Below are 12452 nucleotides of genomic sequence, written 5' to 3' on the forward strand. Positions count from 1 at the left end.
ATGAAAATTGCAATTTTAGGTAGCGGAGGAAGAGAGCATGCTTTAACGTTTTCAATATCTAAATCAAACATAGTTGAAAAAATTTACTGTATACCAGGTAATGCAGGAACATCTGAGCTAGCTGAAAATATTTCTCTTGATACAAATAATTTTAAAACTGTTTATGAATTTATAAAAAATAACAATGTTGATCTTGTAGTTATTGGTCCCGAAGATCCACTTGTAAATGGCATAGTAGACTATCTGGAAAAACTAAATATAAAAGTTTTTGGCCCAAATAAGATCGCTTCACAATTAGAAGGTTCAAAAATTTTCACAAAAAAACTTTGTAAAAAATATAATATACCAACTGCAGAATTTGGTATTTTTGAGAATATTGATGATTCTAATAGATATATTGATAACGCAAAACACCCATTGGTAATTAAAGCAGATAATTTAGCAGCTGGAAAAGGCGTCTATATTTGTAAAGACAAAAAAGAATCTTATACGGCAGTAAAAGAAATATTTGACGGTAAGTTTGGAGTTGCAAAACATATTCTATTTGAAGAATTTTTAGAGGGTGAAGAAATGAGCTATTTTATCGTCAGTGATGGAAAAACATTTAAATATTTTGGCTCCGCTCAAGATCATAAAAGAGTTGGAGAAGGTGATGAGGGTAAAAATACTGGAGGAATGGGCGCATACTCACCATCAAGACTTTTTAATAAAGAACTTGAACAAAAAATAATAGAGAGAATTATTAAGCCAACATTAGAAGGTATAAATAATTTAGGAACAAAATATAAAGGATTTTTATATGCTGGATTAATGATAGTTGGGGATGAACCATATTTAATAGAATACAATGTAAGAATGGGAGATCCAGAGTGCCAAACAATTCTGCCAACTTTGGAAACTGATATCATCCAAATTTTTCAATCATGTATTGATGAAAAGCTTAATGAAATAGAAATAAATTGGATAAATAAGAAAAGCTTATGTGTTGTATTATGCTCAAATGGTTATCCCGACAAATATGAAAAAAATACATTTATAAATAATTTGGAGAAATTAAATTTAGATAAAAATAATTATTTGTTTCACGCTGGAACAAAAAAACAGGATAATAAAATTTATGCAGTTGGAGGAAGAGTATTAAATTTTATCTCAATTTCTGAAACTTACGGTGAGGCAAAAAAAAATATCTATAAAAACTTAGAAAAGTTAAATTGGAAAAAAGGTTTTTTTAGAAAAGATATTGGATACAAAGTCATTGATAAATGAGAATTATTAGTGGCACTTTTAAAGGTAAAAAAATTCTTGAACCCAAAGATAAAGAAACAAGACCTTTAAAAGATTTAACAAAAGAATCGATTTTTAATATTATTAATCATTCAAATAAGTTTTCAATCGATCTGGAAAAATCTTATGTATTAGATTTATTTTCTGGTACAGGATCTTTTGGTTTGGAATGTTTGTCTAGAAAAGCAAAACATGTAAGTTTTGTAGAAAATTATAATGGAATATTGCCTATCTTAAAAAAAAATTTATCAAGTTTAAAAAAAATAAACAACTATTCGATTATTGAAAAAAATATTTTCAATGATAAAGATTTTTTAGAAATAAAAGAAAAGTTCGATATTATTTTTTTAGACCCACCTTACAAAGAAAAAGAAATCAATAATATTTTGAATAATCTTTATAAATTTAAAACTCTTAGACTGAATGGAATAATAATTATTCATAGACATAAAAAAGAGAAAGATAATTTCCCTGAAAAATTTAAAATCATTGAAGAAAAAAAATATGGAATTTCTAAAATAATTTTTGGAAAATTTATTTAAGCTAGTATTTTTTTTGTTTCGGTTTTAATTAACTCTACTGCAGGTTGGTTAAAAGGATTAATTTTAAGAGCTTTGCCCAACAAAATTGTTTCTAAAATAAAAAAAGTAAAAAGTTCACCTAGGGTTTTTTCATCTCTTTTCAAAATCTCAAAACTCCTAAAAGGTATTTTCTTGCTTTTAAAAACATTCTCAGTAGCTTGTTTTTGAGCGTAAATAATATGATCAATATCTTTATTTTTTAAATAACTCTGCATTTTTAAAATTTGGCTATTGTTTATTTTTAGAGAATTTTTTTCTTTAACATAAAAAAAAGTAAAAAAATTATTCTTACAACCGTCTAAATATAATTGCATAACACTATGATTGTCTTTAGGCATATTTGAAACGATAGGAAGAATACCTATACCTTTTTTACCTAAACTTTCGGCAACTAATTGTTGGTACCAGTTAAATAGATTTGTAGATTTTTCATCATAATTTATTATTACAGAATTAAATTTTTTTCTTTTTACAAAGTATAAGATTTGATCAACATTTTTGATTAAAGAATTTAAATAATTTTTATTTTTGATTAAATTATTTAATTGTTTAAATTTACTAGAGTCTAGACCCATCAATTCTGCCGGTAACATTCCTACTTCTGATAAAACAGAGTATCTTCCTCCAATAAAATTATTGTGATGAATTATTTCTGATTTAAATTTTTCAGCTAAAGTATGAAGATAATTTTTTTTATTTTCTGTAATAAAAATATTTTTATTTTTTTTTTGAACAAAAATATTTGTATTAACAATTGTTTCTATTGTGTTACCAGATTTAGATATTATTATATTTAAACACTTTTTTTTTTGATTTTTTTTTATATGTGCTTGTAAATTGTCTAAAAATTCAAATTTTTTTTTTATTTTATGTTTTAAAAAATCGTAAATAGCCTGAGCTCCTAGTGAAGACCCACCCATACCTATAATTCTATAATAGATAAAACTCTTAAATTTAGAAATTGTCTTTTTGTTAAAATTATTTCTATATTCTTTTTTTTGTGATTTAATTACAAAATTTTCTTCATCAAGAAGATTTGTTAATTTCTTTTTTAAATTTTGATTTAACTTGTTTTTCCTAAAAAGCTTTAATTTAATATTTTTTGTGAGCATTATTTACTTTTAATTTTGCTCAAAATAGAACCCTGTATATCGCTATCTGTTAATTCTTCATCAATATTATCAGTATTTTCTGTTATTAAACTTTTAAAGTTATCATCTTTTTTTTGGTCAATTTCTTTAGTTTGATTTGGAATTGGCAATTCATTAAAATTTGGTGGCATAACTAATGGTGATTTTTTTTCAACTAAAAATTCATCAGTACTTTTTTTTTTTTGATTAGTAAAACCTTCTTTGATTGTCCCACATGATGATAGAGAAAACAAAATTATCAAAAAAATTGGAATGCCTAGTCTTTTCATAGTTCTTTTTTATTATTACCGATAATTTCAATAAATATCAAAAATAATACTCCTACTGTAATAAATATATCTGCAATATTAAAAATAAACCAATGAAAATTTCCAACATGAAAATCTATGAAATCAGGAACAGCCTTGTAAAATAATCTATCAAAGAAATTTCCCAAAGCACCTCCTAATACCAGTAATAGAGCATATCTGCTTACAAGATCACTGTTTCTAATTAGAAAAATTATAAAAATAATCACTAAAAATATTAAAAAAGTTAAAAAATTATATAAATTATTTTCATTAAATGAGAAAAGACCAAAAGCTATTCCCTCATTCCAAATTAGATGAATATTCAAAAATTTTGATGTGTATATTTCAGAATTAAAATTAAGTTTATCCTGATAAATTACAAATAATTTTGATATTCTGTCTAAAAAAAAAATGATTAAAATAATAATTATTTCCAAATAATAATTTTTAAATATTTTATTTAAGAACATTAAGAATTCTGAGGACAATTAGATCTAACACATCCTTTTTCGTTTATTTTCCAACACATCGAACATTTTGTTCCTTTTGCTTTTTCTGTAAGAACATTTGTGTCGATATTATTTTCATATGTAACTTCAGCTTTAGACGTTATACAAAGCTCCGAAAAATCAATATCCTTTGTGATACTTTCTAATTTTTGATCTAAATGAATCTTAATTTCAGCTTCTAAACTTGATCCTATTACTTTGGCTGCTCTTTTTTCTTCTATACTTACATTGCATAAATTTCTAATTTTAATTAGCTCAATCCATTTCAGATTTAATTTTTCATTATGAAAATTTTTTGGAAAAGTTAAAAAGTTTTCTAAATGAATACTTTTCTGGTTTTTAAATAATAATTGATAAATTTCTTCAGTTGTGAAAGACAAAATTGGAGCAAACCATCTAAGTAAAGAGTTTAAAATTACATTCAACAATAAGATAGTTGATTTTCGCTTAGGGTGATCTAAAGAATCACAATATAAAGTGTCTTTTCTTATATCAAAATAAAAAGCTGACAAATCTACAGTGCAAAAATTTAATAGTTCTTTATACAAATTGTGAAAATCATAATTTTCAAAATATTTTTTGAAATTATTATTTAAAGAATATAATTTATGTAGCATGTACTGCTCTAAATCAGGTAATTTATTTAATTCTATTTTTTCAAGATCAATTATCTCAAAATTATCATTAAGATTTCCTAATAAATATCTAAATGTATTTCTAATCTTCCTATATGAATCTGCGTGTTGATCTAAAATTGAATAATCTATTCTTAAATCCTCTGAATAATTTGATGAAGCTACCCAAATTCTTAAAATATCTGCTCCGTATTTTTTCAAAATATCTTCTGGAGCAATCACATTTCCTAATGATTTAGACATTTTTAAACCTTTTCCATCCACAACGAAACCGTGTGATAAAATTGAGTCAAAAGGAGCTCTACCCCTAGTTCCACATGACTCTAGTAATGATGAATGAAACCATCCTCTATGTTGATCTGAACCCTCTAAATACATGGATGCTGGCCACTTGAGATCATTTCTTTTCTCCAATACAAATGAATGAGTAGAGCCACTATCAAACCAAACTTCTACGATATCACTTAGTTTATCATAATCTTGGGCTCTGTACTTATCGCCTAAAAATCTTTGCGGATCGTCTGAAAACCAACAATCAGATCCCTCTTTTTCATAAATTGATGCAATATTTTCATTAACTTCATCATCAACTAAAATTTCTTTGGTTTTTTTATTTACAAAAATAGGTAAAGGAACACCCCATACTCTTTGTCTAGAAACGCACCAGTCAGGTCTAGTTTCAATCATAGATTTTAATCTTTCTTTTCCCTTGCTTGGATAAAATGTTGTATCATCTATAGCTTTTAGAGCTTTGTCTCTTAATTTGTGACTTTCCATAGAAATAAACCACTGAGGTGTTGCTCTATGAACTAATGGTGCTTTTGATCTCCAAGAATGAGGATAAGAATGAACTAATTCACCATTTGATAATAAATTTTTTTGCTCTTTAAGTTTTTCAATTACTATTTGGTTAGCTTTAAAAATATGAATACCTTCAAATAATTTTACATTATTTGTATATTTCCCATCACCATCAACTGTCTCTATTGCTTTTATTCCATTATTTAAACATAAATTAAAATCATCAGGCCCATGACTTGGCGCACAATGAACTATTCCTGTGCCCTGCTCTGTCGTCACAAATCTTGCTTCTAACATTGGGATTTCAGTATCATAACCTAAGTTTAAAAAAGGATGGTTGCAAATAGTATCCTTAAACTCTTTTCCTTTAAACCTATTAATCTCTTTATAATTTTTAATTCCACATTCTTTAATGACCGACTCAAGTAAAGCTTGTGCCACAACTATTTTTCTGTTTTGAAAATCTCCCTCATCATTAACTTCTAATAAAACATAATCTAACGCTTCATTATAAGCTAATGCTTTATTAGCAGGAATTGTCCATGGTGTAGTTGTCCAAATTATAATTTCACATTTTTCTAATTCTTTAATTTTAGAGGACCTAACTGAAAAGGATGTATATATAGTATCTGACTTGTGGTCTTGGTATTCTACTTCCGCATCGGCAAGAGCAGTTTTTTCAACAGTTGACCATAAAACTGGTTTATATCCTCTGTATAAACTTCCTTCTTTAAGAAATTTACCAAGCTCTCTTACTATCTGAGCCTCTGCATCAAAACTCATTGTAGAATAATAATTTTCCCAATCACCAACTACACCCAATCTTTTGAATTGACCTTTGTGAATTTCAATCCATTTTTCAGCAAAAGATCTACACTCTTTTCTAAACTCAACTATAGGGACGTCATTTTTATTTTTTTTATTTTTTTTATATTCCTCTTCTATTTTCCATTCGATTGGTAAACCATGACAATCCCATCCAGGTACATAAATTGAGTCTTTACCGTCCATTTGATGAAATTTTACAATTATGTCTTTTAAAATTTTATTTAATGCTGTCCCCATATGAATGTTACCGTTTGCATATGGAGGGCCGTCATGTAAGACAAATTTTTCTTTACCTTTGCTTGATTTTCTTAATTCATCATAAAGGTTTATTTTTTGCCAATAATTTAGAATTTCTGGTTCTCTAGTAGGCAGGTTCGCCTTCATTGAGAAAGCTGTTTTAGGTAGATTTATATCAGATTTGCTCATTTAGTTTTTTTTGCAATATTTAAATCAGATTTAATTTGTTTTCTGAGTTGATCAACATTCTTAAATTTTTTTTCTTTTCTAATAAACTTTAAAAACTGCACTGATAAAAGCTTATTATAAAGATTTCCAGAAAAATTAAACAAATGAACCTCAAGTAAGATTTTTTTTTGATTAAATGTGGGTCTATAGCCAAGATTTGCTATTCCACTCAATTTTTTTTGATTTTTTTTTCTTAATACTCTTACTGCATAAACTCCTGGCTGTGCTAAGACATAATCCTTAATATCTATGTTACATGTTGGAAAACCAATTTTTTTTCCAACTTGTCTTCCCTTTTTAACTATTCCATCAATGGTCCACTCTCTTCCTAAAAATTTATTAGCTTTATTTAAATCACCTTTTTCCAGTAAGCTTCTTATTATCGTTGAAGATACTATTTTTTTACTTTTTAAAAGTGGCTTTGGTTTAATAACTTTATAATTATAATTTTTTTCATTTTGTATAAGTAATTTAACATCACCTTCTCTTTTATTTCCAAATCTAAAATTGTTACTTACAAATATAAACTTACAATTGAGTTTTTTATATAAAATTTCTTTTATAAATTTAATTGATTTTATTCTGGAAAAATTTTTATCAAATTTTTTTGTAATTATAAAATCTACTTTTAATTCTTTAAGTAATTCTAATTTTTGATTTACAGACGAAATTTTAAAATTCTTCAATGAATTGTTAAAATACATCTTGGGCATTGGATCAAAATTAATCACACCAATTTTTGAATTATATTTTTTTTTATATGATAGAGCTAATTTAAATAATTTTTGATGTCCTAAATGAAGACCATCAAAATTTCCAATTAATATAATTGAATTTTTATGATGATTATTAATATTGAAATTTTTATATAACTTTACCATTTTAATTCTGTTTGAGTAAAATTAACGATAGCTTCATACTCTTTTGAAACTTCAGTAACTCCTTTATTTTGTATCTCTTCTTTGTGAATTCCATTGCAAACTAACAAGGAATGGTAATTTAATAAGTTGGCACCTTTTATATCTGTATTTAAATTATCACCAATTGCCAAAACTTTCTTACCAATATTGTCTATAGACTGATTGTAAACCTCCGCATGGGGTTTTCCAAAATAAATTACTTCTCCACCCATTTTTTCAAAAACCATTGCAACTGAGCCTGCACAAAACTCTCTTATATTTCCTCTATCAACAATTAAATCAGGATTTGTACAAATCATTTTTTTTGTTGTGTATTTTTCAAGCAAGTTTTTATAATAACTTAAATCATCTTCATGTTCATCGAATAAACCTGTGCAAAGTAAATATTCACTTTCATTTAGTTCAGTTGATTTATTATTTTTAAATTCATTGAACAAATCGAAATCTCTTGGGGGGCCTATATGAAAAAAATTCTTTGATTTAAAAGATGTTTTTAAAAAATTTAATGCTGCCTCACCTGAGGTAAAAACATGCTCTCTCAAATCTTCACTCATGCCCATTTTTTCTAAAAATTTATTTACCGTAGTATTTGGTCTTGGAGCATTGGTTAAAAGAACAAAACTTTTATTTTTTTTCTTTAGTTCATTTAAGGTTGCTATTGCTGAGTTATGTAATTTTACACCATTATGAATGACCCCCCACAAATCTATGTAAAAAAGGTCATAATTATCAGCAATTGACTGAAGGCCATCTAAGTCTAAATTTTTGGTCATTATTTTACCTATAAACCATAATATTTAGATTTTCCTAGCATAATTACTCTGAAAAGATTCTCTAATCTTGAAATAGGCTATGAAATATCTATATGAGGCTCATATTTATATAGAATTATAAAGGAGATTTATGAAGTTTAAACCGTTACATGACAGAGTATTAATCGAAGTTTTAGACAGTAGTGAAAAAACTGCTGGTGGAATAATTATACCAGATACAGCTCAAGAAAAACCTCAAGAAGGAAAAGTTGTTGCTGTTGGTGGTGGAGCTAAAACGGAAGATGGAAAAACAATTCCAATGGATGTTAAAGTTGGAGACAAAGTTTTATTTGGCAAATGGTCAGGAACTGAAGTCAAAATAGATGGCAAAGAATATAGCATAATGAAAGAGTCTGACATTATGGGTATTTCAAGTAAGTAATTTAATTTAAAGGAGAAAACAAAATGGCAAAAGTTGTTAAATTTGATGCTGAAGCAAGAGCAGCTATGATTAGAGGAGTAAATATCTTAGCTGATACTGTTAAAGTAACTTTGGGTCCTAAAGGAAGAAACGTTGTAATGGATAAATCTTATGGTGCACCTAGAATTACTAAAGATGGTGTTTCTGTTGCTAAAGAAATTGATCTTGAAGATAAGTTTGAAAACATGGGCGCGCAGATGGTTAAAGAAGTTGCTAGCAAAACAAATGATGAAGCTGGTGATGGTACAACAACTGCAACTATTCTTGCACAAGCAATTGTTAGAGAAGGTGTAAAATACGTAACTGCTGGCATGAATCCTATGGATGTTAAGAGAGGAATTGATGCAGCGGTTGAAGTTGTAAAAGAAAACTTAGTAGCATCAGCTAAAAAAGTAAAAGACAGTGATGAAATTGCACAAGTTGGAACTATTTCTGCAAATGGTGATAAAGAAATTGGAACAATGATTGCAAAAGCAATGCAAAAAGTTGGAAACGAAGGTGTTATCACGGTTGAAGAAAATAAAGGAATAGAAACCGAACTAGACGTAGTTGAAGGTATGCAATTCGACAGAGGTTATTTATCACCATACTTTATTACTAATAGTGATAAAATGACTACTGAGTTAGATAATCCCTTCATTCTTTTACATGAAAAAAAATTAACAAACCTACAACCAATGGTTCCTCTATTAGAAGCTGTTGTTCAAGCAGGTAGACCATTAATGATTATTTCTGAAGATGTTGAAGGAGAAGCTTTAGCAACTTTAGTTGTAAACAAGTTAAGAGGTGGTCTAAAAGTAGTTGCTGTAAAAGCACCTGGTTTTGGTGACAGAAGAAAAGCAATGCTTGAAGATATTGCTATCTTAACTGGAGGTCAGGTTATTTCTGAAGATTTAGGAATTAAACTTGAGAATGTTAAACTTGATGACCTAGGTTCATGTAAGAAAGTTAAAGTAGATAAAGATAACAGTACCATTGTTAATGGAAGTGGTAAAAAATCTGATATCGAAGGAAGATGTGCTTCAATTAAACAACAAATTGATGAAACAACATCTGACTATGACAGAGAGAAACTTCAGGAAAGACTTGCAAAACTAGCTGGTGGAGTTGCTGTAATCAAAGTTGGTGGTGCAACTGAAGTTGAAGTTAAAGAAAGAAAAGATAGAGTTGAAGATGCTTTGAACGCAACAAGAGCCGCAGTTGAAGAAGGTATTGTGACTGGTGGTGGTTGTGCATTACTTTACGCTGCTCAAGACCTTAATAAGGTTAAAGCAAAAGGTGATGATCAAAAAGCTGGGGTAGAGCTTGTTAGAAAAGCACTTGAAGCTCCAATCAGACAAATTACTAAAAATGCTGGTGTAGATGGTTCAGTAGTTGTTGGTAAATTGTTAGAGCAAAATAAAAAAACACATGGATATGATGCACAAAGCGAAGAATATTGCGATATGTTCGCTAAAGGAATTATAGATCCTGTTAAAGTTGTAAGAACTGCTCTACAAGATGCTGCTTCAATATCTGGATTATTAGTAACTACAGAAGCGATGATTGCTGACAAACCTGAGGAAAAAGATGCTGCTGGTGGCGGAATGCCTGGTGGTATGCCTGGTGGTATGGGCGGCATGGGAGGAATGGGTGGAATGGGAATGTAATCCCAAAACTCATAATAAAAGTTTTAGAAACGCCAGAGAAATCAACCTCTCTGGCGTTTTTTTTTGTAATAAAGTTCAACGAAGGTCTCAACGAAGTTTCAACGAAGGTTTATTCTAAGTTTAAAATCTAGAACTATGTTATATTTCTTTAATCTAGTTTTAATATTAAAAATAAATCTATGCCAAAATTAATAAGTTTGTTTACTGGATGTGGAGGTTTTGACCTTGGGTTTAAAAAAGCCGGTTTTAAAGTATGTTTTGCCAATGATAACGAAAAAAAACTTAAAGAAACATATGAAAAAAATTTAAAACATAAAATTGTAATCGAAGATATAAGAAATATTGATAAGAAAAAAATACCTCAAGGTGATATTATTATAGCAGGAATACCTTGCCAGCCATTTTCAAATGCTGGCAACAGAAAATCTACTAAAGATAAAGACGGAAATTTATTCATTGAAGTAATAGAGGTTATAAAAAATCAAAAAAGAAAACCAAAGGTAATTTTATTTGAAAATGTAAGAGGTTTTTTGTCCTCTAAAGATGAACATGGGGTTCTGTTAACAAAAAGATTTGAAAATGAAATGAAAAATATTGGTTATAAAACACAATTTCAGCTTCTAAATGCTTCAGATTTTGGAGTTCCTTCAAATAGATACAGAGTATTTATAATTTGTATTAGAAATGATGTTAAAAAAATTTATCACTTTCCAGAACCAGATATACTGGTAACAAAAAAAACTGTAGGTGATATTATCAATCAACCGCTTCCAAAAAATGAAAAAGAAGAAATTTGGGAATTTTCTGAAGCAACACTAAAGTCTATAAAATTTATAAAAGAAGGTGGATCATGGAAAGATATTCCGACAGATTATTTATCTGTGGCTCATAAAAAAATTAGGAAAAATATAAAAAAATATAGATCGCCAAATTTTTATCGTAGATTTTCAAGAAATGAAATCATGGGAACAATTACAGCAACATCCTCCCCTGAAAATTCTGGCATTATTCATCCTTTAGAGGATAGAAGATATTCTGTCAGAGAAATTGCTAGGTTTCAAAGTTTTCCTGATAGTTTTAAATTTTATAGTGATAATATTCAATTTAAATACAAAATGATTGGCAATGCTGTTCCTCCCGAACTAGCTTACAGAATTGCTAGCTCAATCAAAAAATATTTATTTTAATTTTTTTCTTTTAGCCAATTAATAGCATTTTGAACTATTTTAGGGTCATCATCAAATCTTCCAATTCCAGTATTACAACTTTCACATAAATATCCTCTAACTTTCCCATTATGATGATTGTGATCTAGAACTATTTTACTTATTCCAGATATAGTTGTTTTTTTACAAATAGGGCATTCAAAAAGACTAAAATCTTTAGGTTTTTTAGAAATCCACAAAGATCTGTCAGAGCTTGAGATACTCACACCATCTTTTATTTTTCTACAATCCTTACAGGAAGGTCTTTTGGTTATAGAATTTTTTTTTATTCTATTATTGGAAAAGAAATTTGTAGGTAGGAACCTAAAACATCTATCACATACCTTATGTTCAAATTGGTCCCCAGTTTTTTCTATTATTATTTCATTTAAAAGATTTTCATCAATATCACATGTAATATTATAGTTGATGAAATAAATTTTAATTTTATCAGTATTTTTACTTTTTAAAACACCAATTGAATTTTCTTTTATTTCTAAGTCATTAAATAGAAACGCTTTATTAATATAATAAAACTTCAACATTAGTTAACTTAGCTTTTCTAGAAAAAAATCAAAGTATTTTAGTAAGCATTATTTTAAAGAATATTAAAAAATAAGAAATTTACGTAATAAAATCTAATTGATAAGTCAATTAGAAGGTTTTTGATGGCTTATTCTTTTTAACCTCTCTTCTCCAAAGAATAAAAAATATTAAGATTAATATAGGTTGGATGAACACAAATATTACAATATTTGCTAATTCATATCCCATACCGGTAACATTCCCAATTACCTCAAGAACATAAACACACCAATTAAAGAAATCATTTACCATTGTAATATTATGAAAGATTAATTTGGTAAGAATATGTCTGGATAAGTTGAAATTAATCCCTATA

At 27.8% G+C, this 12452-nt stretch carries 13 protein-coding genes; 5 read left to right on the plus strand and 8 right to left on the minus strand.

Annotation, left to right across the window (positions count from 1 at the left end):
• Nucleotides 1-1266, plus strand: coding sequence for a phosphoribosylamine--glycine ligase (purD, locus tag ACTTBM_RS03475; RefSeq protein ID WP_440634729.1), 1266 nt, complete (start codon nt 1-3; stop codon nt 1264-1266).
• Nucleotides 1263-1826, plus strand: a complete 564-nt coding sequence (gene rsmD / locus ACTTBM_RS03480) for a 16S rRNA (guanine(966)-N(2))-methyltransferase RsmD (protein WP_440634730.1) — start codon at nt 1263-1265, stop codon at nt 1824-1826. The genes purD and rsmD overlap by 4 nt, the downstream gene beginning before the upstream one ends.
• Here the strand turns inward: rsmD and ACTTBM_RS03485 are convergent.
• From ACTTBM_RS03485 to ACTTBM_RS03510, 6 genes are read right to left on the minus strand one after another with little or no spacing between them, the layout of a single operon-like run.
• Nucleotides 1823-2977 (minus strand): glucose-6-phosphate isomerase, encoded by a 1155-nt coding sequence (locus ACTTBM_RS03485; protein ID WP_440634731.1) that lies wholly within the window; start codon nt 2975-2977, stop codon nt 1823-1825. The genes rsmD and ACTTBM_RS03485 overlap by 4 nt on opposite strands.
• Nucleotides 2977-3285 carry a DUF3035 domain-containing protein gene (locus ACTTBM_RS03490; protein ID WP_440634732.1) on the minus strand — a complete coding sequence of 103 codons (309 nt, stop codon included), beginning with the start codon at nt 3283-3285 and terminating at the stop codon, nt 2977-2979. Before ACTTBM_RS03490 ends, ACTTBM_RS03485 begins: the two co-directional genes overlap by 1 nt.
• Entirely contained in the window at nt 3282-3776 is a 495-nt protein-coding gene (lspA, locus tag ACTTBM_RS03495; RefSeq protein ID WP_440634733.1) for a signal peptidase II, read from the minus strand. The genes ACTTBM_RS03490 and lspA overlap by 4 nt, the downstream gene beginning before the upstream one ends.
• Nucleotides 3776-6505, minus strand: coding sequence for an isoleucine--tRNA ligase (ileS, locus tag ACTTBM_RS03500; protein ID WP_440634734.1), 2730 nt, complete (start codon nt 6503-6505; stop codon nt 3776-3778). Before ileS ends, lspA begins: the two co-directional genes overlap by 1 nt.
• A complete protein-coding gene (locus tag ACTTBM_RS03505) occupies nt 6502-7425 on the minus strand; it encodes a bifunctional riboflavin kinase/FAD synthetase (RefSeq protein WP_440634735.1) in 924 nt (307 codons plus the stop codon). The genes ileS and ACTTBM_RS03505 overlap by 4 nt, the downstream gene beginning before the upstream one ends.
• Entirely contained in the window at nt 7419-8237 is an 819-nt protein-coding gene (locus ACTTBM_RS03510) for a TIGR01459 family HAD-type hydrolase (protein WP_440634736.1), read from the minus strand. Before ACTTBM_RS03510 ends, ACTTBM_RS03505 begins: the two co-directional genes overlap by 7 nt.
• A 130-nt stretch (nt 8238-8367) precedes the next feature.
• Here ACTTBM_RS03510 and groES point away from each other — a divergent pair, with 130 nt between their 5' ends.
• From groES to ACTTBM_RS03525, 3 genes are all read left to right on the plus strand, one after another.
• Entirely contained in the window at nt 8368-8658 is a 291-nt protein-coding gene (gene groES, locus ACTTBM_RS03515; protein WP_075506443.1) for a co-chaperone GroES, read from the plus strand.
• Nucleotides 8659-8681: 23 nt separating this feature from the next.
• Complete coding sequence (gene groL, locus ACTTBM_RS03520) at nt 8682-10346, plus strand: chaperonin GroEL (protein WP_075506444.1); 1665 nt, start codon at nt 8682-8684, stop codon at nt 10344-10346.
• A 179-nt stretch (nt 10347-10525) separates the two neighbouring features.
• Nucleotides 10526-11533, plus strand: coding sequence for a DNA cytosine methyltransferase (locus ACTTBM_RS03525; protein ID WP_440634737.1), 1008 nt, complete (start codon nt 10526-10528; stop codon nt 11531-11533).
• On the opposite strand, the gene ACTTBM_RS03530 is transcribed toward ACTTBM_RS03525, so the two are convergent.
• Nucleotides 11530-12096 (minus strand): endonuclease VII domain-containing protein, encoded by a 567-nt coding sequence (locus ACTTBM_RS03530; protein ID WP_440634738.1) that lies wholly within the window; start codon nt 12094-12096, stop codon nt 11530-11532. The two genes, ACTTBM_RS03525 and ACTTBM_RS03530, sit on opposite strands and share 4 nt — an antisense overlap.
• Before the next feature lie 109 nt (nt 12097-12205).
• Nucleotides 12206-12388 (minus strand): hypothetical protein, encoded by a 183-nt coding sequence (locus ACTTBM_RS03535; RefSeq protein WP_440634739.1) that lies wholly within the window; start codon nt 12386-12388, stop codon nt 12206-12208.
• Nucleotides 12389-12452: the final 64 nt, after the last annotated feature.

This window comes from Candidatus Pelagibacter sp. HIMB1746 (assembly GCF_052047555.1).
Classification (GTDB): Bacteria; Pseudomonadota; Alphaproteobacteria; order Pelagibacterales; family Pelagibacteraceae; genus Pelagibacter.

Excerpts from the sequence above, each read along its gene's own strand:
- ACTTBM_RS03505 (WP_440634735.1), bottom strand. The coding sequence starts at position 7,425 with ATGGTAAAGTTATATAAAAATTTCAATATTAATAATCATCATAAAAAT.
- ACTTBM_RS03535 (WP_440634739.1), bottom strand. The coding sequence starts at position 12,388 with ATGGTAAATGATTTCTTTAATTGGTGTGTTTATGTTCTTGAGGTAATT.
- ACTTBM_RS03490 (WP_440634732.1), bottom strand. The coding sequence starts at position 3,285 with ATGAAAAGACTAGGCATTCCAATTTTTTTGATAATTTTGTTTTCTCTA.
- lspA (WP_440634733.1), bottom strand. The coding sequence starts at position 3,776 with ATGTTCTTAAATAAAATATTTAAAAATTATTATTTGGAAATAATTATT.
- groL (WP_075506444.1), top strand. The coding sequence starts at position 8,682 with ATGGCAAAAGTTGTTAAATTTGATGCTGAAGCAAGAGCAGCTATGATT.
- rsmD (WP_440634730.1), top strand. The coding sequence starts at position 1,263 with ATGAGAATTATTAGTGGCACTTTTAAAGGTAAAAAAATTCTTGAACCC.
- groES (WP_075506443.1), top strand. The coding sequence starts at position 8,368 with ATGAAGTTTAAACCGTTACATGACAGAGTATTAATCGAAGTTTTAGAC.
- ACTTBM_RS03510 (WP_440634736.1), bottom strand. The coding sequence starts at position 8,237 with ATGACCAAAAATTTAGACTTAGATGGCCTTCAGTCAATTGCTGATAAT.
- ACTTBM_RS03525 (WP_440634737.1), top strand. The coding sequence starts at position 10,526 with ATGCCAAAATTAATAAGTTTGTTTACTGGATGTGGAGGTTTTGACCTT.
- ACTTBM_RS03485 (WP_440634731.1), bottom strand. The coding sequence starts at position 2,977 with ATGCTCACAAAAAATATTAAATTAAAGCTTTTTAGGAAAAACAAGTTA.
- ileS (WP_440634734.1), bottom strand. The coding sequence starts at position 6,505 with ATGAGCAAATCTGATATAAATCTACCTAAAACAGCTTTCTCAATGAAG.
- ACTTBM_RS03530 (WP_440634738.1), bottom strand. The coding sequence starts at position 12,096 with ATGTTGAAGTTTTATTATATTAATAAAGCGTTTCTATTTAATGACTTA.
- purD (WP_440634729.1), top strand. The coding sequence starts at position 1 with ATGAAAATTGCAATTTTAGGTAGCGGAGGAAGAGAGCATGCTTTAACG.